We start from the raw sequence: 22,605 nt of genomic DNA on the forward strand, positions 1-22,605 counted from the left end.
ACTCTCAACGCACCACCGGCCCGCACGGGCCGGTTTTTAGTCTTATTTCATGAAACGCAGGGCTGCATCATGGACCAGACAGATCGCTATGCCATCGAATTAAGAGGTATCGATAAGCGGTTCGGCGAAGTGTACGCCAACAAGCTGATCGACCTTAAGGTTCGCAAAGGCAGTATCCACGGCATTGTCGGCGAAAATGGCGCCGGTAAGTCCACCCTGATGAGCATCATTTATGGTTTCTACCATGCCGACAAAGGCGAGATGCTGATCGACGGGCATCCTTTCAAACCCCACGGCTCACAAGATGCGATTGCCGCAGGCGTGGGCATGGTTCACCAGCACTTCATGCTGGTCAATAACTTCACCGTATTGGAAAACGTCATCCTCGGCGCTGAGAACGGCTGGCACCTTCAGCAGAGCGTGGCGTCAGCCGAAAAGCTGCTGGGCGAACTGGCGCGGGATTATGGCCTCGACGTGCCGCTGCACGAGAAGGTCGAAGATCTGCCGGTTGGCTTGCAACAGCGGGTCGAAATTCTCAAGGCGCTCTATCGCGGCGCCCGCATCCTGATCCTCGACGAGCCGACCGGGGTACTGACCCCGCAAGAGGCGGATCACCTGTTCGAGGTGCTGAAAAAGCTGCGGGATCAGGGGGCAACCATCATCCTTATCACCCACAAGCTGCGGGAGATCCTGGCCATTACCGATCAGGTTTCCATCATGCGCCGTGGCGAGATGGTGGCCCACGTCGCCACCAGGGATACCGACAAGGAGCAACTGGCCGAACTGATGGTGGGCCGCAAGGTACGCCTCAAGGTCGACAAGGGGCCAACCCAGCCCGGTGAAGCCAAGCTGAAGATCGAAGGGCTCAGCTACGTCGACGCCAGCAAGGTGGAGCGGGTCAAGTCCGTCAGCTTCGAGGTGCGGGCCGGTGAAGTGGTCGGCATCGCCGGGGTCTCCGGCAACGGCCAGTCCGAACTGCTCAGCCTGCTTGGCGGCATTCTCAAGCCGAGCAAGGGCTGCTTCACCATCAGCAGCCGCAGCGGCGTGCACAAGGTGAGCGCGGAGCACCCGGCCGATCCCGAGCTGGTGCGCAACTACGGCCTCGGTCATGTGCCGGAAGATCGCCACAAGATGGGGCTGATCAACCGCTTCGAGGCGAAAGAGGCCTTTATTCTCGGTTATCACCGTCGCCCGCAATACAACAAGGGGTGGCTGCAGAACAAGGAGGCGATCCAGCAGGATTGTCAGGCCAAGATGGAGAAGTGGGACGTGCGCCCGCCCCATCCCGATCACAAGACCGCCAACTTCTCCGGTGGCAACCAGCAGAAGCTGGTGATTGCCCGTGAAGTGGAGCAGGACCCGGATGTGCTGTTGATCGGCCAGCCGACCCGCGGGGTCGACATCGGTGCCATCGAATATATCCACCAGCAGATCATCGCCATGCGCGACAAGGGCAAGGCGGTGCTGCTGGTCTCGGTGGAGCTGGACGAGATCATGAGCCTCGCTGACCGGATTCTGGTGATTGCCGACGGTCGCATCGTCGGCGAGCTGGATGGTGCCAAGGCGGACGAGCGCACCATTGGTCTGATGATGGCGAACATAGTGCCGGACGAAGTTGCCAAGGAGGCCCACTGATGAGCCAAGTACGTATTCCTGCCTGGGTCTCCGTAGGCGTCTTGTCTGCGGTCAACATCCTGCTGGCCTTCCTGGTGTCGGCCATTCTGTTCTACTACCTCGACATCAATCCGGTCGATGCCGCCAAGATCATGTGGTACGGCGCGTTCGGCACAGGTGAAGGGGTCGGCTTCACCCTCTACTACGCAACCGGCTTTATCTTTACCGGTCTGTCGGTGGCGGTCGCCTTTCATGCCGGTCTGTTCAACATCGGTGGTGAAGGTCAGGCCTATATCGGCGGGCTCGGCGTGGGGCTGGTCTGTCTGATGCTCGGCGATGTGCTGCCGTTTGCCCTGCTGTTGCCGCTCTCCATCATTGCCGGTGGTCTGTTCGGTGCGGCCTGGGCCTTTATTCCGGCCTGGCTGCAAGCCAAGCGCGGCAGCCATATCGTGATCACTACCATCATGTTCAACTTCATCGCCGCCTCGCTGATGGCCTATCTGCTGGTGGAGGTGTTCAAGCCGCCCGGCTCGATGGCGACCGAGAGCAAGGTATTTGCCGAGGCAAGCTGGCTGCCCAAGATGAGCGGGCTGGCGAACCTGTTCGGGATGGAGATCCCCAACAGCCCGCTCAATATCAGCTTCTTCTGGGCGCTGATCTGTGCGGCGCTGGTGTGGGTCTTTATCTGGCACACCCGCTGGGGCTACGAGATCCGTTCGGTCGGCGCCAGCCAAAGCGCCTCCGCCTACGCCGGTATCTCCTATCCCAAGGTGGTGATCCTGGCCATGGTCATCTCCGGCATGCTGTCGGGCTTCTTTGCCCTCAACGTGCTGCAGGGTGAGCTGCACCAAATCAAGCTCAACTTTGTTGAAGGGTTCGGCTTCACCGGTATCGCGGTGGCGCTGATGGGGCGCAACCATCCGGTCGGCGTCATCATCGCCAGCCTGCTGTTCGGTTTCCTCTATCAGGGGGGCGCCGAGCTCAGCTTCGAGTTCGGTGTCGACCGCAACATCGTGGTGGTGTTGCAGGGTCTGGTGATCCTGTTCTGTGGCGCCCTTGAGCACATGATGCGTCCACGCATCGAGCAGCTCTATCTGGCGTTTGCCAACCGCTCAGCCGCGCAAGCTAAAGGAGTCTGATCATGTTTGAAATTCTGATCCTGATGCTGGATGCGACCATCCGTACCGCGCCGCCCCTCATTCTGGCCGCCATGGCGGGTATGTTTTGCGAGCGCTCCGGGGTGGTCAACATCGCGCTGGAAGGCAAACTGCTGGCGGCGGCGTTCGCCAGTGGTGCGGCGGCGGCGGTCTCCGGTTCTGCCTGGATAGGTCTGGGTGCCGGGGTGGGAGTCTCCATCCTGTTTGCCCTGATGCACGGCTTTGCCACCATCACCCACCGCGGTGATCAGGTGGTGAGCGGCATGGCCATCAACATTCTGGCGGCCGGTCTGACCGTCACCCTGGGCCGTTACTGGTTCGATCAGGGGGGCCAGACCCCGGCGCTCTCCGGTGATGCCCGGTTCGCCCCGATCGATCTGCCCTATGCCAAGGAGCTGTGGGATGTGCCGGTGATCGGCCAGCTCTACAGCGAGCTGCTGAGCGGCCACTCCCTGCTGGAGTACGTGGCGTTCGCCTGCGTACCGCTGGCCTGGTGGGTGATGTTCCGTACCCGCTTCGGTCTGCGTCTGCGGGCGGTGGGCGAGGCGCCTGCAGCGGTCGATACCGCCGGTATCTCTGTGGTGCGGATGCGCTACACCGCGCTCCTCATCGGCGGTCTGCTGGCTGGTATCGGTGGTACCTATCTGGCGGTGGCCCAGACGGCCCAGTTCATCCCCAACATGAGTGCGGGCAAGGGCTTTATGGCACTGGCGGCGCTGGTGTTCGGCAAGTGGCGTCCCTGGAATGCCATGGCCGCCTGTCTGCTGTTCGGCTTCCTCGATGCGGTCGCCATCCGCCTGCAAGGGGTCAGCATCGGTGGCTTCGCCATTCCGGTGCAGGCCATCGAGGCACTGCCCTACATCCTGACCGTGTTCCTGCTGGCCGGCTTTATCGGCCGTGCGGTGGCGCCCAAGGCGCTTGGTACACCCTATGTGAAGGAGCGGGAGTAGCGCCTTTTATTGCGATATTCCCGATCACGCAGATAACAGCAGGCCCACTTCGGTGGGCCTGTTTTTTTATGGGCGGGATGGGGCAGACCAGCCGGGATCTGGATGGTGTGATAGAGGGGGATGATGGCGTGAAGGGATAAAGGGGCTGCGTGAGTTGCTGCGGGGAGCGGCTGGCGTACAAGAGCTGACCCTCTGCCTGCACCATCAAAAACCCCCTCGTATCAGGAGGGGGTTGCAGAGGTTATTGCCGGATTAACCCTGAGGTTCAGGGTGCCAGCACCAGCTTGTAGACGCCAAAGCCGGGGTGTTTGGCATCGGTGGGCGGCAGGGTCTCTACATAGTTCAGCTTGCCGCCGGTCAGGGCTTGCGCTTCGCTGCGTGGCGAGCTGTAGATGCGCAGATCCAGATTGGCGGGCAGGGGGGCCAGCTGCCAGTTGTTGTCTGCCGGGGGCTCGAAACCGGCCGGATTCTTCTCTGCCAGATCCTTGAGGTATTCGGAGAGCACTTCGCGGGTTTCGAACTGATCTTCATGGACGATCACCTTGGCGTTGATGCCCGGGAAGTTGCCACCACCGCTGGCGCGGTAGTTGTTGGTCACAACGTAGAACATCTGGGCCGGGTCGATTGCCTTGCCCTGATAGGTGAGGTTGGTGATGCGATAGCTGTCGCTCACCTTGTTGCCATCCACATCGTAACGGGCAGGTTTGGTCACATCGACCTGATAGTTCACCCCGTCGATCACGTCGAAGTTGTAGGTGCGGTACTTCTCGTTCACCAGCCACTGGGTGGCGGTGCTGGCGGCATCGATCTTGTTGAACTGGACGGCGCTCTTCTCCAGCCACTCCTGTACGGTCGCGCCATTGATGGCGACTACCTGCAGGGTGTTGGGGTAGACATAGAGGTCGGCCACGTTGCGCAGGGAGATATTGCCAGCCGGTACATAGGTGAAGTCGGTCGGGCCGTTGCGACCGCCGCGGAATGGTGCGGCGGCGGAGAGGATGGGCCATTTCTCCTTGAGCTGACCATCCTGTTGCAGCTTCTTGGCATGCCACAGCTGGGCGTCACTGACGATCTGGATGGAGGGGTCATCCTGCACCAGCGCGAAGAAGCTGTGGATTGGCTTGGTGATCTTGCTGAGGGGCTCGTCCAGCCACTGGTTTGCCTGCTCGTGCTCGGCAATGACCTGATCGACCACCGCCTGATCTTCGGTGCTGCTGGCGCTGCTGTCGATCTTGCGCAGCTGGGACTGGCTGGAGGCCACTTCCCAGCGACCCTCTTTCCAGGTCATATGCAGGTCGATGATGCCGAGGTGGTTGCCCCAGACGCCCGGCATCACGGTCGGTACGCCCGCCAGGGTGCCTTTCTCGTTGTCCACGTCGGTCATGTTGGGGTAGTCACCCGGGAAGGTGCGGTGGGCGTGGCCCAGCAGCAGGGCATCGACCCCCTTCACCTTGGCCAGCGGCAGTGCGGCGTTCTCCATCATGGGTTCGCGCGGGTCACCTATGATGCCGGTATGGGCCACGACCACGACGATGTCTGCGCCCTTGGCGCGGATTTCGGGTACATAGTGCTCGGCGGTCTCGACCATATCGGCCACCACCACCTTGCCTTCCAGATTGCGCTTGTCCCACTGGGTGATCTGGGGCGGGGTCAGGCCCAGCACACCGACCTTGATGGTCTGGGTATTGCCGTTGGCATCCTTCACCTGACGATCCAGCACCACATAGGGTTTGAACTTCTGCTTGCTCCAGTCGATGGTGCCCTTGCCATCACGGCTGAAGGCATCGGCCTGGAAGACGTTGGCGTTGATGTAGGGGTAGTTGGCCCCTTTCAGGGTCTCTGAGAGGAAGTCGAGACCGAAGTTGAATTCGTGGTTGCCCAGGTTGCCGACATCATAGCTCATGGTGTTGAGCGCCTTGATGGCGGGGTGGGTCTGCTTGCTCAGCCACTGCTGTTTGACCTGCTGGTCGTGGATATAGTCGGCCAGCGGGGTGCCCTGGATCAGGTCGCCGTTGTCGATCAGCAAGTTGTTGGCGTTCTCTTCGCGGGCCTTGCGGATCAGCACAGCGGTGCGGGCAAAGCCCAGCGAGGCATCCGGCTTGTTCTGGTAGTAGTCGTAGCTCAGCAGGTTGGAGTGGATATCAGAGGTTTCGATCAGCCGCAGGGTGAGATCACCGGGGGCCTGAGAGTTGTTGTCGTCACAGCCGGACAGCAAAAAGATAACTGCCACCGCGCTCAGTTTGAGGGTGGTTTTCATTGTTGAATTCTCTTGTTATGGGTATGCCAGCGTGGAGCATTCTATCGATAGCAAAAGAATCCTATTGTGAGCCGGCTGGCAATTCGGGTTAATTGCCTTCCTGTTAATAGAGTTATGGCTCTGATTTTAATCTCTTTTTTTTATCTTTCTTCAGGGCCGCCACCCTCAATGCTATTTCACTGTTAGTCACCCTGTTGTCGTCACCGCTGTGCGGTCGGGGCAAGCGGAGCGGTCTGCCGCTCCTGCGAGGCTGTAATGGTTGGTTACAGATCTCCATTCGACTGATAGATGACCTTTCCCTTAAATTCAGCGGCGATTGATTGCATCTAAAAAATTACAAAGCGACAGCAAGGAATAAAACTTCATGAAAATGCACAACAAAGCGCTGCTGGCCATCGCCTGCGCTGCGGCCCTGTCTGCCTGTGACAGCGAAAAAGCTGCCAACAGCATCGCCAAGCGGGTGCCTCTGGCTCTGCCGGAGGCGGGTCTTTACCAAGCGAATCTGATGAGCCGCGACGGTGACAAGGCGACGCCGCGCATGATCAAGGATCTGGATGGTCTGGCGCTGGTCTACCCGAAGGGTGAAACCGTGCAGTACTGGGGTGTCTGGGTGGATCATCAGGTGGGCAAGGTCGAGACCAACAGCCAGTGGCTGGGTCAGGCTGACCAGAAAGCCGACAAAGACGGGATCTACCCGGTGCAGTTGATCCGCAACAGCGAGCGGCTCGGCACCAGCACGGCGCTCAGCTCGGTGACCAACGACCACAACCTCATCACCTTCCAGGATCAGCCGGTCATCGATCTGCAGGGCAAGGAGATCAAGCGCTGGGTTTTTGATTTCACCCGGACCGGCACCAAGTTCTCCGACAACTCCCCCATCTATTCCGGTTTCAGCGGTCATGTGGCGGTGACGGCCCTGACCACCAAAGCGGTGACCACGGCCAGCTGGAGTGCCACGGACAGCGATGGCTTCAGCAGCGACATGGTGGGCAAGGTGGATACCACCAACAACGGCGGCAAGCTGACGGTAGCGATCGAGTTTCCGGCGGCAGGTTGTACGCTGGTGGGCGAGGGGAGTGCCACTGCCGGGTTGAGCAAGCTGACCATGACCGGATTTGGCAAGTGCAACTTCAAGCAATCCGCTGCCGCCACGCCGATCGAAAACCTCTGGAATGCCGCTCTGGCCCGGGCGATGGATAACCGCGTCGCCTATGTCACCACCTATACCACGGATGCCAAAAAAGAGGCGCTGGTCATCGGCTTCCCCGACACCAATGGCCTGCTGATCACCGCTGACAAGCGGTAAGCAGCCCAACGGCAGGGGCGGGCAAACACGCCTGAAACAACAAGGGAGCCAGTGGCTCCCTTGTTGTTTTCAACGCACGGTTTACAGCAGGAACAGGGTCGCCAGCCCGAGGAAGATAAAGAAGCCGCCTGTGTCGGTGATGGCGGTGATCATCACGCTGGCACCGACTGCCGGGTCGCGGCCGAGGCGGGTCATGGTCATGGGGATGATGACCCCCATCAGGGCGGCCACCAGCAGGTTGAGCATCATGGCCAGGGTCATCACGGCGCCGAGCGCCGCATCCTGATAGAGCAGATAGGTGGCGATGCCCATGGTGCCGCCCCACACCAGCCCGTTGATAAAGGCGACGCCAAGTTCCCGCAGCAGCAGGAAGGAGAGGTTGCCTGCCTGAATGTGCTGCAGCGCCAGCGCCCGCACTATCATGGTGATGGTCTGGTTACCGGTGTTGCCGCCGATCCCGGCGACGATGGGCATCAGGGCCGCCAGTGCCACCAGCTGGGAGATGGTGTGCTCGAACAGGCCGATCACCCGCGAGGCGACAAAGGCGGTGCAGAGGTTGATGGCAAGCCAGGCCCAGCGGGTCTTGACCGCCTTGGAGACCGGGGCGAACACGTCTTCATCCTCGCTGATACCCCCCATCCGGCGCAGGTCGGTGTCGCTCTCCTCATAGACCAGATCCACCACCTCTTCGACGGTGAGGCGGCCCATCAGCTTGCCCTTGCCATCCACCACGGCGGCGGAGAGCAGGTCATCCCGTTCGAAGGTGCGGGCCGCCGCTTCGTCGTTATCCTCCGGATCGAAGGTGACCGGATCCCGCTCCATCACGTCGCTCACCAAGGTGGCGGGCTTGTGCAGCAGTACAGTGGTGAGGGCCAGCTCCCCCAGCAGGTGGTTGCGCCGATCGATGACGAACAGCTTGTCGGTGTTGGCGGGGATCTTGCCGCGCAGCCGCAGATAGCGCTGCACCGTGGCGAGCGTCACCTCGGGGCGGATGGTGATGATCTCGAAGTCCATCATGGCGCCGACGGTGTGCTTGCCGTAGCGGATCACCTCCCGCACCCGATCCCGGTCGGCGGGGGCCATATAGGTGAGCAGCCGCCCCATCAGGTTGCGGGGCAGGTACTGGCCCAGATAGATCTGGTCGTCGATATCCAGGGTGCGCAGGGCGTGCAGCAGCTCCTTGTCGCTCATCCCGCTGATGAGGCTGTCCCACACCGTCTCCGACGCTTCGACCAGGATCTGGCCGCGTTTCTCCTCCTCCACCAGCGCCCACAGGGCATGACGCTCATCGGGCGGCAGCGATTCCAGCGCATCGGCGACGTCGGCGGCGGGCAACCCGTTGACCAGCGTGGTGAGTTCGCTGGTCTGATCGCGCTGCTCGGCATCCTGCACCACCTGCGGGTCGAGCAGGCTGTCGGTGAGGGCATCATCGCGCAGCAGCAGGGTGAGAATGCGGGATCTGTCATCCGCGCGCTGCCGGGCGCTGTTCTTGATGGGAAGAGACATGGGATGAATTCCTGAGATGGTAGCCAAGGGCTCAATGCCCATAGGATACCAGACTTAAAACAACAGGTTATGACCGTGATGGGAGAAGAAGGAGGTAAAAGTGAGGCCACCTGCTGGTGGCCTCATGGCGAGTTGCCGAGGATCCCTCAGGCGAGGGCTTGCTGGCGCTGCGGGGCCTCGCCAAACCAGGCGAGCCGGTCGGCCAGGGTCACCACCGAGCCCACCATGATGAGGGCAGGACTCTCGACCCCCACCGCCAGCGCGGGCAGCTCATCAAGGGTGCCGCGAATGACCCGCTGGCAGGGCTGGGTGCCGCGCTCGATCAGCGCCACCGGGGTGTCGCCCCCCTTGCCGTGGGCCAGCAGCTGCTCGCGGATGGTGGCGCAGCTCGATAGCCCCATGTAGAACACTAGGGTTTGTTTGTCTTTGGCCAGCAGCGGCCAGTCGAGATCCCGGGCGCCACCCTTGCCGTGGGCGGTGACGAAACGGACGCTCTGGGCGTGATCGCGGTGGGTGAGCGGAATGCCGGCGTAGGCGGCGCAGCCGCTGGCTGCGGTGATGCCGGGCACCACCTGAAAACCGATGCCTGTGCCGACCAGCGTCTCCAGCTCCTCTCCGCCACGGCCGAAGATAAAGGGATCGCCCCCCTTGAGACGCACCACCCGTTGCCCCTTCTTCGCCTCCTCCAGCAAGAGCTGGTTGATCCCCTCCTGCGGCACGCAGTGGTTGCCCGCCTGCTTGCCGACGAAGATGCGTTTGGCGTCGCGGCGCACCAGGGCCATCACCTCGTCGGAGATCAGCCGGTCATAGACCACCACGTCGGCCTGCTGCATCTGGCGCAGGGCGTGCAGGGTGAGCAGACCCGGATCGCCGGGGCCAGCCCCCACCAGCACCACTTCGCCTTCGGTCTGGCTTTCGTCGGCAAACAGGCTGTCGGCCAGCTGGTGGGCAGAGGCGTGATCGCCCCGAGCCAGCGCCTGACCGAGCCGGTCCGCCCCGAGCAGCCGCTCCCAGAAGCGGCGCCGCTCCCCCATGCTGGCGAATCGCGCCTTGACCCGCTCCCGCAGGCTGCCGGCGAAGGTCGCCACGGCCCCCAGATGTTGCGGCAGCAGGGCTTCCAGTTTTTCCCGCAGCAAGCGAGCCAGCACCGGCGCCTTGCCACCGGAGGAGATGGCCACCATCAGCGGTGAGCGGTCGATGATCGATGGCATGATGAAGCTGGAGCGTTTCGGGTCATCCACCACGTTGGCAAAGATCCGCGCCCGGTTGGCGCTCTGGTAAACCAGCGCATTCACCTCGCGCCGATCGGTGGCGGCCACCGCAAGCCACTTGCCCGCCAGTTGCTCCGGCGCAAATTCACCGGCCAGCCACTCGATGCTGCCGTTGGCAGCCAGTTCCGCCAGCTCGGGGTCGAGCTCGGGCGCGACCACAGTGAGGCGAGCACCGGCATCCAGCAGCAGGCGCGCTTTGCGCTCCGCCACCTCGCCGCCGCCGACCAGCAGCACGGGTTTGTTGTCGAGTCGGCAAAAGATGGGCAAGTAGTCCATGGGGCCTCCTGATCAGGCGGTTCGGGTCTGGTTGGCAGTGGTGGTGGCGTCGCTCACCGCGACCGGGCGCTCAGCCTTGGGGGTGGCATACCAGTAGCCGAGGCCCATAAAGAGGGCGCCGGAGACGGTGTTGCCCAGGGTCACCCACAGCAGGTTGTGGCCGATGCCGCTCAGGGTGTAGGCCTCCGAGTGGGCGCCAAACCAGGAGAGGGCGAACAGGGTCATGTTGGCGATGGAGTGTTCGTAGCCGGAGGCGATAAAGGCGAGCAGGCACCACCAGATGGCGATGAAGCGGGCGGCTCCTTCGGTGCGCAGCGCCATCCAGATGGCGAGGCAGACCAACCAGTTGCAGAGGATCCCCTTCATAAACAGGGTCAGGGCCGGAGCCTGGGTCTTGGCCAGCGCCACCTTGTGGGCCAGACTGCCCGCGTCCGGCAGCAGGCTGCCGCCGTAGGAGTAGATCAGAGCCACCACAACGGAGCCAATCAGATTGCCCGCCCAGGTCTGCGGCAGGATACGCAGCAGGTCGGCCATGGTGATCTTGCCCGTCTTCACCCCGAAGGTGAGGAACATGGTGTGGCCGGTGAACAGCTCGGAGCCGGCGATGATGACGAGCGTCAGGGCGATGCCGAAGGTGGCCCCCATCACCAGCGGTCGGATGCTCGGATCCACCAGATTGCCGAGGGTGAAGATGAGGATGATGCCGAGGCCCACATAGGCCCCCGCCATGGCGGAGCTGAGCCAGAAGCCGAGCTTGTCGCTGCGCTCGAAGCGGTTGATGCGGGCCGCGTTGGCGGCGCACTTGTTGATGGTTTCCGTGTACATCTTGTGAGTCCTTGAAAGGGCTGCCCTCTGGCAGCCCGAAAGAGAGTGAATTTGGCTTTAGACGGCGACCCAGACCAGCTGGTCGCGCACTTCAACGGGGTAGCTTTGAACCGACATCGCAGGGTTGTCGAAACAGTGGCCATCGCTCAGGCGAAAGCGCTGCTTCTTGAGCGGGCTGGCGACCCAGAGCTCGCCGTCGTGTTCGCAGATCAGGCCCCGCGACAGCACGTTGGCGGCGAAGAAGGGATCCCGGTTGTCGATGGCGAACACCTCGGCCGCCGCGCTCGGGCGGAACAGGGCGATCTGACGACCCTCAATGAGTGCACAGACGCCGGTTCCCGGCAGGATGTCGTTGAGTTGGCAGGCGAATTTCATCATTTGGTCTCCACCTCGATCTGGTAGACGGGGATGCGCTCGGCCGGAGTGGCGGGTCTGTGCTGGTCGCGCTCGCTGACGAACTGCACGTCCGGATCGCGCTTGTCGCTGTTGATGAAGTGGCTGAAGCGCTTGAGCGCCTCCTCTTCGTTGAGGGTGCGCGACCATTCGCACTCGTAGCTGTCGATGAGGGTCTGGATATCGCGCTCCAGCGTCTCGGCCAGTCCCAGCTTGTCGTCGACGATCACCTCGCGCAGGTAGTCGACACCCCCTTCCAGATTGCCGAGCCAGACCGATGTGCGCTGCAGTTTGTCGGCGCTGGTGACGTAGAACATCATAAAGCGGTCGATCAGCTTGATGAGGGTTTCGCGGTCAAGGTCAGAAGCCAGCAGATCGGCGTGGCGCGGCTTCATGCCGCCGTTGCCGCCCACATAGAGGTTCCAGCCCGCATCGGTGGCGATGATGCCGACATCCTTGCCCTGGGCTTCCGCACATTCGCGGGTACAGCCGGAGACGCCGAACTTCATCTTGTGCGGGGTGCGAATCCCCTTGTAGCGGTTCTCGAGGAAGACCCCGAGGCCAACGCTGTCCTGCACGCCGAAGCGGCACCAGGTGCTGCCGACACAGGTCTTGGCCATACGCAGCGCCTTGGCATAGGCCTGACCTGTCTCGAATCCGGCTGCCAGCAGCTTGCGCCAGATGGCGGGCAGGTCATCCTTCTGAGCCCCGAACAGGCCGATGCGCTGGGCGCCGGTGATCTTGGTGTAGAGCTTGTAGTCGCGGGCCACTTCGGCCACCGCCAGCAGCCCTTCCGGGGTCACTTCACCGCCGGCCATGCGCGGGATGACGGAGTAGCTGCCGTCCTTTTGCATGTTGCCGAGGAAGATGTCGTTGGTGTCCTGCAGTGGGATGTTGCGCGGGCTCAGCACATGCTCGTTCCAGCAGGAGGCGAGGATGGAGCCGACGGTCGGTTTGCACACCTCACAGCCATAGCCCTGACCGTGCTTGGCCAGCAGCTCGTCGAAGCTCTTGATCCCCTCCACCTTGACCAGATGGAACAGCTCCTGACGGGAGTGGGGGAAGTGGGCGCAGAGGTGGTTGTTGACCTCGATGCCCTGCTTCACCAGCTCGGCGTTGAGTACCTGACTGATGAGCGGCACACAGCCGCCGCAGCCGGTTCCGGCCTTGGTGTGCTGCTTGATGGCGGCCAGGGTGGTGTGACCCTCGGCCACCGCCTGAGCGATGTCGCCTTTGGAGACGTCAAAGCAGGAGCAGATCTGGGCGCTTTCCGGCAGGGCATCCACCCCCAGCGTCGGTTTGGCTCCGGCGTAGGCGGGCAGGATCAGGGTGTCCGGGTGGCTCGGCAGCGGCAGGGCGTTGAGCATCATCTGCAGCAGGTTGCCGTAATCTTCCACGTCACCCACCAGCACGGCGCCGAGCAATCGGCTGTTGTCTTCGCTCACCACGATCTTCTTGTAGACGCCAGCCTGATCGTCCTGAAACACATAGCTGTGGCTGCCCGGGGTGCGGCCGTGAGCATCGCCGATGGAGCCGACGGAGACGCCGAGCAGTTTCAGCTTGGCGCTCATGTCTGCCCCTTCGAAGCGGCTGTCACCGCCGAGCAGATGGTCGACGGTGATCTGGGCCATCTTGTAGCCCGGCGCTACCAGCCCGAAGAAGCGGCCCTGCCAGGCGGCGCACTCGCCGATGGCATAGATGTCGGGGTCTGAGGTGAGGCAGTGATCGTCGATGACGATGCCGCCGCGCTCGGCGATGGCGAGATCACCGTAACGGCCGAGGGTATCTTGCGGGCGAATGCCGGTGGAGAAGACCACCACATCCACTTCCAGCTGGCTGCCATCGGCAAAGGCGAGGCGGTGTTTCGCCTGCTCACCGCCATGCATCAGGATCTCGCTGGTGCTCTTGCTGGTGTGCACCTGCACGCCCATGGATTCAATCTTGCGGCGCAGCAGCTGGCCGCCCTGACCGTCGAGCTGCTCGGCCATCAGTACCGGAGCAAACTCCACAACGTGGGTCTCGAGACCCAGCGCCTTGAGGGCACCGGCCGCTTCGAGGCCAAGCAGGCCGCCCCCGATCACCACCCCGCTCTTGCCACTCCTGGCGGCGCTGCGAATGGCTTTCAGATCCTCGATGGTGCGGTAGACGAAGCACTCGTGGTGCTGACTGCCCGCAATGGGCGGCACCCAGGGGTAGGAGCCGGTGGCCAGCACCAGCTTGTCGTACCCGACCACAGTGCCCTTGTTGGAGTGCACTTCGCGGTTGGCCCTGTCGATTTTTTTCACCGCTTCGCCGAGCAGCAGGCGGATGCCGTGCTTGTCGTAGAAGCCGGGTTTGACGAGGGAGAGATCTTCGCTGGTGTGGTGGGAGAAGTAGGAGGAGAGATGGACGCGATCGTAGGCGGGACGGGGTTCTGCACCGAAGACGGTGATCTCGTAGCGGCCCGGCTCGGCCCGCTCGATCAACTCTTCGATGAAGCGGTGCCCCACCATGCCGTTGCCCACAACGACCAGTCTGACTTTGCTCATGATTGCCTCTAGTTTGGAGTAATAAAACATCATTCTGGGGCTAGGCTACCCAGTCAGTCGGGGCGGGCAATTGATGCAAATCAAGTGTCTATTTATATATCTCGTCAGGGGTAATTCGATAAAATTCAAAGATATACAAAAATAGGTATACCAGTTGATGATTTCTGCGCTGGCTTGGAGTGAGGGATGGTGGAGGGAAAGCCCGGTTTACCCACGGCCGGGGAGTGAAAACTTCTGGCGGAAAATGGCCGGCCTCGCACTGGGCGAGACCGGCATCAGCTGAACAAGGTGGCGCGTCAGGCGATATGGCGGCGGAACATGGCGAGCGCTAGCGACAGGGTGACGCCGGCGATGGCGAGCAGCGGCCAGAGCAGGGGCCAGGCGGCCGACCAGTCAAACCCCTTGAGGAAGACCCCCTTGAGCAGCACGATGAAGTGGGTGAGGGGGTCGATGGCCGCCAGCCACTGGAACACCTGCGGCATGTTCTCCACCGGCGAGATGTAGCCCGAGAGGATCACCGCCGGGACGGTGAAGGAGAAGACCCCGAGAAAGGCCTGCTGCTGGGTCGAGCAGAACGACGAGATGAAGAGCCCGATCCCGGCCAGTGCCAGCCCGTAGCAGACCATGCCCGCCATCAGCAGGCTGAGGCTGCCGGCAAAGGGGAGGTGAAAGACAAAACGGGCGGCCAGCGCGACTATGCACCCTTGCCCCACCGCCACCATGATGCCGGGCACCGCCTTGCCCGCCATGATCCAGCCCGCGGTGAGGGGGGAGACCAGCAGCTGATCGAAGGTGCCCTCTTCCCGCTCCCGCGCGACCGAGAGGGCGGTGACAATCAGGCAGCCAGTGGTGGTGATGATGGCCACCAGCGCTGGCAGGATATGCCAGTGGAACTCGACGTTGGGGTTGTAGAGGTTGCGTACCGCCAGCTCGGGTTGCCCCTTGCCCTCACTTTGCCAGCGGGCGATCACCTGACTGATGTAGCCAGCCGCCACCTGACCACCGTTGGAGCGGCGTCCGTCGATGATCAGCTGTACCTTGGCCTGTTCGCCCCGTGCCAGCCGGCGCGAAAAATCGCCCGGAATAATCAGCCCGAGCAGTGCCTGTTGCCCGGTGATGGCCTCGGTCATGCCCGCCTCGCCTTGTACCGGGATGATGGTGGTAAAGGCGGGCATATGGGTGAGGCGCTCCAGCAGCTCGCGGCTCTGGGCACCGCCATCCTGGTTGTAGATGGCCAGCGTGTTGCCGGTCACCTCCAGAGTGGCGGCGAACGGGAAGAGGGCGGTCTGCAGCAGCACCGGCATGATGAGCAGAAAGCGCCCCTGAGTATTGCCCATCAGGGCCTGCAGCTCTTTTCGGATCAGCCACCAGAGTCGGATCAGCATGGGTTACTCCAGAGTGCGCCGCGTCTTGCGGGCGGTCAGGGCCAGCCAGAAACCGGCCAGCAGCAGCAGACAGAAACCGTTGACCAGCAGGATCGAAAAAACGCTGCCCGCCTGATAGAGGGTCTGCAAGGAGCTCGCGAAGTAGCGGGCCGGAATGAGGTGGGTGATGGCCCGAAGCCAAGGCGGCATGCTGGCGATCTCGAAGACGAAGCCCGACAGCATCACGGCGGGCAGAAAGGCGGCGATCAGCGCTGCCTGTGCGGCGTTGAACTGGCTGCGCATCACGGTGGAGAGAAACAGCCCGAGCCCGAGGGCGCTGCCGAGAAAGACGCTGGTGACCAGAAAGAGCAGCAGCAGGGAGCCGCGCCACGGCACGCCCATCACCGCCACCGAGAAGAGCAGGCAGAGCAGCATGGCGATGATGCCGAGGCCGTAGTAGGGCAACAGCTTGGAGAGCAGCAGCTCCCCCTTGGTGACCGGGGTGGCGAGCAGCGCCTCCATGGTGCCGCGCTCCCACTCCCGCGCCACCACCAGCGAGGTGAGCAGGGCCCCTATGATGGTCATCACCACCGCAATGGAGCCCGGCACCAGAAAGTTGCGGCTCACCAGCGCCGGATTGAACCAGGCGCGGCTCTCTATCGACACCGGCATGGCGACCTCCTCGCCAGCGAGCCACCCCTGCCAAATCCCCTGCACATAGTTGGTGACAAAGTTGGCGGTGTTGGGCTCGGAGCCATCGGTCAGCAGCAGCGCCTGCGGCGTGCCATTGCCCTGACCAGCCATGGCGCGGGAGAAGCCGTCATCGATCACCAGCAGGCCGCGGATCTCGCCACGGGCCAGACTGGCGAGCAGGGACTCCTTGCTCAGGCCGCTGTGGATCTCCAGCGCGGTTGAGCCGCGCAGGGCCTGTTCCAGCCGCACCGCCGGGGCGCCGCTATCGGTACGCCAGATGCCGAGGCGCAGGTGGTCCACATCCAGATTGATGGCGTAACCCATCACCACCAGCAGCACCACCGGCATGATGAAGGCGATGAGGATGCTGCTCGGGTCACGGACGATTTGCAGCGTCTCCTTGCGGCAGAGGGCCAGCAGTCGCCGACGGTTGATGCTCATGCGTCCTCCTCGCTGGCCCGCTCGACCAGGGTGATAAAGGCCTCTTCCATTGTTGGCAAAGAACAGGTCGGCAAGGAGCCGGTTGGCAGAGAAGTCGCCGCCTCTTTGGCAGCCAGCCCCTTGAGATCGTCCGGGGTGCCGAGGGCCAGCAGCTTGCCGCGATAGATGAGGGCGATGCGGTCGCAATACTCCGCCTCATCCATAAAGTGGGTGGTGACCAGCACGGTCACCCCGTGGTCGGCCAGCGCATTGATGTGAGACCAGAACTCGCGCCGGGTCACCGGATCGACCCCCGAGGTGGGTTCATCGAGAAAGAGCAGGGGCGGCTCGTGCAGCAGGGCGCAGGCCAGCGATAAGCGCTGGCGCAGACCGAGCGGCAGGGATTCCGCCTTCTGATCGAGCCAGGGGATGAGGGCAAAAGCGGTCACCATGGCGTCGATCCGCGTCTGCTGGTGGCGGCCGAACAGGCCGTAGATACCAGCGAAAAAGGAGAGGTTCTGGGCCACGGTGAGCTGCTTGTAGAGGGAGAACTTCTGTGCCATGTAGCCGAGGCGCTGGCGTGCCGCCGAGGGGCTGTGGGCCAGATCGATGCCGGTCACCAGCGCCTGCCCCTGGCTCGGGCGCAGCAGGCCGCACTCCATCTTGAAGGTGGTGGACTTGCCCGCCCCGTTGGGGCCGAGCAGGCCGAAGATCTCGCCGCGGCGCACCGCAAAGCTGACATCATCGGTGGCGGCAAAATCGCCGAAGCGCTTGGTGAGGTGGCGCGCCTCGATCACCGCCTCGGGGGAGACCCCCTGCGGCAGTTCCGCTTCCCGCATCCCCGCCGCCAGACTCGACTCCCCGCCGGGGCCGCCGCCGAGCAGGTCGATAAAGGCATCTTCCAGCCGGGGCTGGGCCGGTTGAAAGGCGCCGTTAGCCAGCTGCAGCTCCGCCAGCGGCGGGTGCGTCATGCCCGGATGCAGCAACAGGCGCACCCGCTCCCCCGCCACCGCGCCATCCATCACCGCGGGGTGAGCCAGTGCCCGGCGCAGCAGGGCACGTCGCTCGCGGCCATCCAGCTGCCCCGCCTCCAGCAGCCAGCAGCGGCTGGCCATGGCTCCCATCAGGTCGGCTGGCGTGCCGCTGGTGCGCACCTCGCCATCTGCCATCAGCAGCACGTGGTCGCACAGCTCCGCCTCGTCGAGATAGGCGGTACTCCAGAGCACCGTCATTCCCCCCTTGGCCAGCTCGCGCACCATCTGCCAGAGGGCGCGGCGGGAGATGGGATCGACCCCGACCCCGGGTTCGTCGAGCAGCAGCACATCCGGGGTGCCGAGCAGGGCGCAGGCCAGCCCGAGTTTCTGCTTCATTCCGCCAGAGAGCTTGCCCGCCGGTCGTGCGGTGAAGCGGGCAAGATCGGTGAAGGCGAGCAGCCGCGCGAAGGTGGGCGTGCGTTCGGGCTTCAGTACGCCGCGCAGGTCCGCGTAGAGGGTGAGGTTCTCCAGCACGCTGAGGTCCTCGTAGAGGCCAAACTGCTGGGGCATGTAGCCGAGGCGCTGACGTAGCAGATCCCCCTCGCTCACCGGATCCAGCCCCAGCACCCGGATGGTGCCCGCTTCCGGGATCAGCAGACCGGCCAGCAGGCGCAGCAAAGTGCTCTTGCCGGCGCCGTCGGGGCCGACCAGCCCGGTGATGCCGCCAGCCGGAATGGTGGCCGAGATGGCGTTGAGGGCGACCCGCTCACCAAAGCGTTTGGTGAGCCCCTCAAGGGAGATGGCGCAGCTCATGGCGCCAGCCTGACGGTGACCGGCATTCCTTGGCGCAGGGCCGGGTCGGGATCCTGCACCACGATGCGCAGCCGGTAGACGAGGTGAGTGCGCAAGTCAGGCGTCTCCACCGATTTCGGGGTGAACTCGGCGGTCGGCGAGACAAAGCCCACCACCCCGTGATAGGGCTGATCAGGCCGCGAGTCGGTGGTGAGGGTCACTTTGGCGCCGCTCGGGAAGTGGCCGAGCCAGGGTTCCTCCACATAGGCGCGCACCCAGACTGGCGCGGTCAGGGAGAGGTTGAAGGCGGTCGCTCCGCTCTGCACCATGCTGCCGTTCTCGATGGCGCGACTGATGATGATGCCATCGCTGGGGGCGGTCAGGTTGGCATCAGCCAGCGCCAGTTCGGCACTGGCGAGCGCCGCTTTGGCCCCTTCCAGCTGGGCATCGGACTGGGCGATTTCCTCCGGGCGGTAGCCGGTTTCGAGCTGGGCGAGCTGTTCGCGTGCCGAGCGTACCTGCGCCTGAGTCTGATCCCGCTGGGAGCGGGCGGTATCGAGCTGACCGCGGGAGATGGCGCCGGTGGCGGCCAATGCGCTCTGGCGGCGCCACTGCTGGTCGGCTTCCAGTGCAGCGGCTTCGGCGGCGGCCAGTGCGGCCCGGGCGCGGTCGGTCTCTTCGCTGCGATAGCCTTTGTGGATCAAGGTGTTGGCGGCAGTGAGCGCGGCCAGATTGGCGCGGGCGCTGTCGCGGCTGTGGGTGAGGGGAACCGGATCGAGGCGGGCCAGCAGTTGACCGGCTTTTACCCTATCCCCCTCATCGACCAGTATCTGATCGACGCGGCCGCCGACCCGAAAGGCCAGATTGACGTCGCGAATATCGACGTTGCCGTAGAGGATGGAGCCGTCAGCCGGGCGCCCCTGCCACCAGAGGTAGCCACCGATAACGGTTAGCAGCAGGGCTGCGATGGCAATGCGTTGCTTCATAACGCTTCTCCTTGAGGATGGCGCTGTAACCAGAGGTAACCACTGGGAACCGCCAGCAGCAGAGCTACCATCGCGATGCGTTGTTTCATGCCGCTTCTCCTTCCTTCATGTCGGTGGGGCGCAGGCCGCGTAGGGCCCATACCAGCCGCTGTCTGGCGGCCTCGGGGCTGTCTATCTGGCTGAGAAAGGGGCCGGCCTGTTCGGGCAGCCAGCCGAGCTGACGACCGCTGCCGGCGATCACCAGCGGCAGGCCGACCGACCCCATGATGAAGATCATCAGCTGGAGCGGGTGACCCGCGACCAGCGAACCTTCCGCCTGTGCCATCCGTACCTGTTCGATCAGCAGCAGGGGATGGCGGCGCGGCAGGCTGAGCAGAAAACGCTGGGCTGCCCCTTCGCCCGCCAGCGCATCACCAAACAGGTGGTTGATAAAGCCGCGCTGGCGCGCCACCAGCCCGATCAGCGCCTCCATGGTGGCCTCGAACATGGCGATGGCGGAGGGGTAGGAGCCCTTGGCTGCCACCGCCTTGAGTTCGTCATAGAGGGGGGCGTACCAGAGTTCGACCAGCTCGTCGATAAAGGCGTCGCGGTTGCCGAAGTGGTAGACAAAGGAGCCGAGGTTCACTTCGGCCGCCGCCGCCAGCTCGCGCACCGTCAGGCCGCGCAGCCCCTTCTCGGTGGCGATGGCGAGGCCGGTATCGAGCAGTTTCTGCCGGGTTGGATTCATCTTTCTGGTTCCTGCTGCACAGATTTATACATATGTATAAATCAATCACACAGAAGTTGATAGATCTTTTTTTGAGCAGATTTCAGCAGGGATGAAAAACGGCGGGCATTCGAAAGAGATGGTTTGAAAACGTCTTTTGATTTAATGGGTTGCCGCAGATAAGGGCCAGAATCCGTGTAGATGACGGAGGCGGTGGAGAAATAAAAACGCCTCCAAAAGGGAGGCGTTTTCAGATCCATCGATCGCGCTTACAGAATAAAGCGGCTCAGATCCTCATCCTCGACAAGCGCACCGAGATGGGCGTTGACGTAGTCGGTGTCGATGACAAAGGTCTCGCCGGACTTCTCGGAGGCGTCGTAGGAGATATCTTCCATCAGGCGCTCCATCACGGTGTGCAGACGACGGGCACCGATGTTCTCGGTACGCTCGTTGACCTGCCAGGCCGCTTCGGCCAGACGGCGGATGCCATCCTTGGTGAACTCGATATTGACCCCTTCGGTGGCCATCAGCGCCTTGTACTGATCGGTCAGGGAGGCGTTCGGTTCGGTCAGGATGCGCTCGAAGTCATCTGTGGTCAGGGCTGTCAGCTCGACCCGGATCGGCAGACGGCCCTGCAGCTCGGGGATGAGGTCGGACGGCTTGGCGATCTGGAAGGCGCCGGAGGCGACAAACAGGATGTGGTCGGTCTTGACCATGCCGTGCTTGGTGTTGACGGTGCAGCCCTCGACCAGCGGCAGCAGGTCGCGCTGTACCCCTTCACGGGAGACATCGGGGCCCGAGCTCTCGCCGCGCTTGCAGATCTTGTCGATCTCGTCGAGGAAGACGATGCCGTTGTTCTCGACAGCGGCGATGGCTTTCTGCTTCAGCTCTTCAGGATTGACCAGACGGGCCGCTTCCTCTTCGATCAGCGCCTTCATGGCCTCTTTGACCTTGATCTTGCGCTTCTTCTTCTGGTTCTGGCCCAGGTTCTGGAACAGCCCCTGCAGCTGGTTGGCCATCTCTTCCATGCCCGGCGGGGTCATGATTTCGACGCCCATCGGGGAGGCGGAGAGCTCCAGCTCGATCTCCTTGTCATCCAGCTGACCTTCCCGCAGTTTCTTGCGGAAGATCTGGCGGGTGTTGGAGTTGTCGGCTTTCTCTTCCTCACCCCAGGTGTTGCGCGGGTTGGGCAGCAGGGCGTCGAGGATGCGCTCTTCGGCGGCTTCTTCGGCGCGGTATTTCATCTTCTCCATCTCGGTTTCGCGCACCAGCTTGATGGCGGCATCGGTCAGATCGCGGATGATGCTGTCCACTTCCTTGCCGACATAGCCCACTTCGGTGAACTTGGTCGCTTCCACCTTGATGAAGGGGGCGTTGGCCAGCTTGGCCAGACGACGGGCGATCTCGGTCTTGCCGACACCGGTCGGGCCGATCATCAGGATGTTTTTCGGGGTCACTTCATGGCGCATCTCTTCGTTGAGCTGCATCCGGCGCCAGCGGTTGCGCAGGGCAACGGCAACGGCGCGCTTGGCATCGGCCTGACCAATGATGTGACGATCCAGCTCGTGGACGATTTCTCTCGGGGTCATCTCGGACATGATGGTGTTCCTGTATCCGGGGCGGGCAGTGCCCACCCCTTGGGAAATTGGGTTTGGCTGGTGGCCTTATTTGGCGGCGTAGTCCAGCACTTCGATGGTGTGGTTGCCGTTGGTGAAGACGCAGATGTCGCCCGCAATCTTGAGGGACTTCTCGACAATGGTCCTGGCATCCAGCTCGGTGTTTTCCAGCAGGGCGATGGCGGCGGACTGGGCAAAGTTGCCGCCGCTGCCGATGGCGATGAGATCGTGCTCCGGCTGCACCACGTCACCGTTGCCGGTGATGATGAAGGATTTGTGTTCGTCGGCCACGGCCAGCAGTGCTTCGAGGCGGCGCAGAGCGCGATCGGTGCGCCAATCTTTGGCCAGCGCCACGGCGGCGCGCTCCAGATTACCCTGATGGGCCTGCAGTTTTGCTTCGAAACGCTCGAGCAGGGTGAAGGCGTCGGCGGTACCGCCAGCGAAACCGGCCAGCACCTTGCCGTTATAGAGACGATGAACCTTGCGGGCGTTGCCCTTCATGACGGTGTTGCCAAGAGAGACCTGGCCATCGCCACCGATGACGACCTGACCGTTGCGGCGAACTGAAACTATGGTAGTCACTTTACTTACCTCGCTTGAGCCGAATGACGGCCTGACTGTGCATGGCAAGAAAGATGGGGATGGCAAACGGGCTTTTCAACCCTGCCTTTGGTCGGGATAAACGGGGTAATAAAGAGCGTGGGTGCGAGTGACACCAAAAGAACAGGGCCGGGTGTTGCCACCCGGCCCTGCTGCACACTGTCCGCATTATGTTGTTTCAGACCAGACTACCGCTTGGCACACGATCACAGTTTGGCCATTGAACGTCGCCGAGGGAGAACCATACAGCGTGTAGCCTTGAGCTAGTGCCTCGCTGACACGAAAACAAAATGTCGCGTCATCAGGCCCAGTAATCAAGCGGTAAACCGGAAGGCCATTTGGTGGCTGTTTCGAATTTGTCATGTTCTGGT

18 protein-coding genes are annotated in these 22,605 nt (G+C 62.8%); 4 read left to right on the top strand and 14 right to left on the bottom strand.

The features are described 5' to 3' along the window. The first annotated feature begins 69 nt into the window (after positions 1-69). The 3 genes from G5533_RS12475 to G5533_RS12485 are packed head-to-tail and all read left to right on the top strand — an operon-like array spanning position 70 to position 3,721. The gene (locus G5533_RS12475; RefSeq protein ID WP_441254862.1) at positions 70-1,635 is read left to right on the top strand and encodes an ABC transporter ATP-binding protein; all 1,566 of its coding nucleotides are present in this window, start codon (positions 70-72) and stop codon (positions 1,633-1,635) included. Further along, the gene (locus tag G5533_RS12480; protein WP_005357011.1) at positions 1,635-2,753 is read left to right on the top strand and encodes an ABC transporter permease; all 1,119 of its coding nucleotides are present in this window, start codon (positions 1,635-1,637) and stop codon (positions 2,751-2,753) included. Before G5533_RS12475 ends, G5533_RS12480 begins: the two co-directional genes overlap by 1 nt. Positions 2,754-2,755: 2 nt before the next feature. Further along, positions 2,756-3,721, top strand: coding sequence for an ABC transporter permease (locus G5533_RS12485; protein ID WP_021230728.1), 966 nt, complete (start codon positions 2,756-2,758; stop codon positions 3,719-3,721). Between the two features lie 265 nt (positions 3,722-3,986). On the opposite strand, the gene G5533_RS12490 is transcribed toward G5533_RS12485, so the two are convergent. Continuing rightward, positions 3,987-5,978 (bottom strand): bifunctional 2',3'-cyclic-nucleotide 2'-phosphodiesterase/3'-nucleotidase, encoded by a 1,992-nt coding sequence (locus tag G5533_RS12490; protein ID WP_227341625.1) that lies wholly within the window; start codon positions 5,976-5,978, stop codon positions 3,987-3,989. A gap of 364 nt (positions 5,979-6,342) precedes the next feature. Between G5533_RS12490 and G5533_RS12495 the strand changes: the two genes are divergently transcribed. Continuing rightward, the gene (locus G5533_RS12495; protein WP_441254863.1) at positions 6,343-7,284 is read left to right on the top strand and encodes a hypothetical protein; all 942 of its coding nucleotides are present in this window, start codon (positions 6,343-6,345) and stop codon (positions 7,282-7,284) included. Between the two features lie 81 nt (positions 7,285-7,365). Here G5533_RS12495 and mgtE read toward each other — a convergent pair whose 3' ends face one another. From mgtE to G5533_RS12560, 13 genes are all read right to left on the bottom strand, one after another. Then, positions 7,366-8,790: a magnesium transporter gene (mgtE, locus tag G5533_RS12500; RefSeq protein ID WP_219296754.1), complete on the bottom strand. Its 1,425-nt coding sequence runs from the start codon at positions 8,788-8,790 to the stop codon at positions 7,366-7,368. A 146-nt stretch (positions 8,791-8,936) separates the two neighbouring features. Then, entirely contained in the window at positions 8,937-10,337 is a 1,401-nt protein-coding gene (gene cysG / locus G5533_RS12505) for a siroheme synthase CysG (RefSeq protein ID WP_441254864.1), read from the bottom strand. 12 nt (positions 10,338-10,349) lie between these two features. Beyond that, positions 10,350-11,162, bottom strand: coding sequence for a nitrite transporter NirC (nirC, locus tag G5533_RS12510; RefSeq protein ID WP_123172128.1), 813 nt, complete (start codon positions 11,160-11,162; stop codon positions 10,350-10,352). 57 nt (positions 11,163-11,219) lie between these two features. After that, complete coding sequence (gene nirD, locus G5533_RS12515; RefSeq protein WP_123174093.1) at positions 11,220-11,537, bottom strand: nitrite reductase small subunit NirD; 318 nt, start codon at positions 11,535-11,537, stop codon at positions 11,220-11,222. Beyond that, on the bottom strand, positions 11,537-14,083 hold the full coding sequence (gene nirB, locus G5533_RS12520) for a nitrite reductase large subunit NirB (protein ID WP_274160892.1): 2,547 nt from the start codon (positions 14,081-14,083) through the stop codon (positions 11,537-11,539). Before nirB ends, nirD begins: the two co-directional genes overlap by 1 nt. A 296-nt stretch (positions 14,084-14,379) precedes the next feature. After that, entirely contained in the window at positions 14,380-15,468 is a 1,089-nt protein-coding gene (locus tag G5533_RS12525; protein WP_216949949.1) for an ABC transporter permease, read from the bottom strand. A 3-nt stretch (positions 15,469-15,471) separates the two neighbouring features. Next, entirely contained in the window at positions 15,472-16,581 is a 1,110-nt protein-coding gene (locus tag G5533_RS12530) for an ABC transporter permease (protein ID WP_441254865.1), read from the bottom strand. Beyond that, entirely contained in the window at positions 16,578-18,347 is a 1,770-nt protein-coding gene (locus G5533_RS12535) for an ATP-binding cassette domain-containing protein (RefSeq protein ID WP_441254866.1), read from the bottom strand. Before G5533_RS12535 ends, G5533_RS12530 begins: the two co-directional genes overlap by 4 nt. Beyond that, complete coding sequence (hlyD, locus tag G5533_RS12540; RefSeq protein ID WP_441254867.1) at positions 18,344-19,312, bottom strand: secretion protein HlyD; 969 nt, start codon at positions 19,310-19,312, stop codon at positions 18,344-18,346. The genes G5533_RS12535 and hlyD overlap by 4 nt, the downstream gene beginning before the upstream one ends. 85 nt (positions 19,313-19,397) lie before the next feature. Next, positions 19,398-20,039 (bottom strand): TetR/AcrR family transcriptional regulator, encoded by a 642-nt coding sequence (locus tag G5533_RS12545; RefSeq protein ID WP_421204075.1) that lies wholly within the window; start codon positions 20,037-20,039, stop codon positions 19,398-19,400. A 248-nt stretch (positions 20,040-20,287) separates the two neighbouring features. Further along, positions 20,288-21,616 carry an HslU--HslV peptidase ATPase subunit gene (hslU, locus tag G5533_RS12550; RefSeq protein WP_005340773.1) on the bottom strand — a complete coding sequence of 443 codons (1,329 nt, stop codon included), beginning with the start codon at positions 21,614-21,616 and terminating at the stop codon, positions 20,288-20,290. A 66-nt stretch (positions 21,617-21,682) separates the two neighbouring features. Beyond that, positions 21,683-22,216 carry an ATP-dependent protease subunit HslV gene (hslV, locus tag G5533_RS12555; RefSeq protein ID WP_005342555.1) on the bottom strand — a complete coding sequence of 178 codons (534 nt, stop codon included), beginning with the start codon at positions 22,214-22,216 and terminating at the stop codon, positions 21,683-21,685. A gap of 186 nt (positions 22,217-22,402) precedes the next feature. Continuing rightward, positions 22,403-22,597, bottom strand: a complete 195-nt coding sequence (locus G5533_RS12560) for a DUF1737 domain-containing protein (RefSeq protein ID WP_216952631.1) — start codon at positions 22,595-22,597, stop codon at positions 22,403-22,405. Positions 22,598-22,605: the final 8 nt, after the last annotated feature.

Origin of the sequence: Aeromonas sp. A600620, assembly GCF_029479985.1 — a bacterium.
Classification (GTDB): domain Bacteria; phylum Pseudomonadota; class Gammaproteobacteria; order Enterobacterales; family Aeromonadaceae; genus Aeromonas; species Aeromonas veronii_A.

Coding starts and splice junctions, on each gene's coding strand:
- G5533_RS12475 (WP_441254862.1), top strand. CDS start 70: ATGGACCAGACAGATCGCTATGCCATCGAATTAAGAGGTATCGATAAG.
- G5533_RS12480 (WP_005357011.1), top strand. CDS start 1,635: ATGAGCCAAGTACGTATTCCTGCCTGGGTCTCCGTAGGCGTCTTGTCT.
- G5533_RS12485 (WP_021230728.1), top strand. CDS start 2,756: ATGTTTGAAATTCTGATCCTGATGCTGGATGCGACCATCCGTACCGCG.
- G5533_RS12490 (WP_227341625.1), bottom strand. CDS start 5,978: ATGAAAACCACCCTCAAACTGAGCGCGGTGGCAGTTATCTTTTTGCTG.
- G5533_RS12495 (WP_441254863.1), top strand. CDS start 6,343: ATGAAAATGCACAACAAAGCGCTGCTGGCCATCGCCTGCGCTGCGGCC.
- mgtE (WP_219296754.1), bottom strand. CDS start 8,790: ATGTCTCTTCCCATCAAGAACAGCGCCCGGCAGCGCGCGGATGACAGA.
- cysG (WP_441254864.1), bottom strand. CDS start 10,337: ATGGACTACTTGCCCATCTTTTGCCGACTCGACAACAAACCCGTGCTG.
- nirC (WP_123172128.1), bottom strand. CDS start 11,162: ATGTACACGGAAACCATCAACAAGTGCGCCGCCAACGCGGCCCGCATC.
- nirD (WP_123174093.1), bottom strand. CDS start 11,537: ATGAAATTCGCCTGCCAACTCAACGACATCCTGCCGGGAACCGGCGTC.
- nirB (WP_274160892.1), bottom strand. CDS start 14,083: ATGAGCAAAGTCAGACTGGTCGTTGTGGGCAACGGCATGGTGGGGCAC.
- G5533_RS12525 (WP_216949949.1), bottom strand. CDS start 15,468: ATGCTGATCCGACTCTGGTGGCTGATCCGAAAAGAGCTGCAGGCCCTG.
- G5533_RS12530 (WP_441254865.1), bottom strand. CDS start 16,581: ATGAGCATCAACCGTCGGCGACTGCTGGCCCTCTGCCGCAAGGAGACG.
- G5533_RS12535 (WP_441254866.1), bottom strand. CDS start 18,347: ATGAGCTGCGCCATCTCCCTTGAGGGGCTCACCAAACGCTTTGGTGAG.
- hlyD (WP_441254867.1), bottom strand. CDS start 19,312: ATGAAGCAACGCATTGCCATCGCAGCCCTGCTGCTAACCGTTATCGGT.
- G5533_RS12545 (WP_421204075.1), bottom strand. CDS start 20,039: ATGAATCCAACCCGGCAGAAACTGCTCGATACCGGCCTCGCCATCGCC.
- hslU (WP_005340773.1), bottom strand. CDS start 21,616: ATGTCCGAGATGACCCCGAGAGAAATCGTCCACGAGCTGGATCGTCAC.
- G5533_RS12560 (WP_216952631.1), bottom strand. CDS start 22,597: ATGACAAATTCGAAACAGCCACCAAATGGCCTTCCGGTTTACCGCTTG.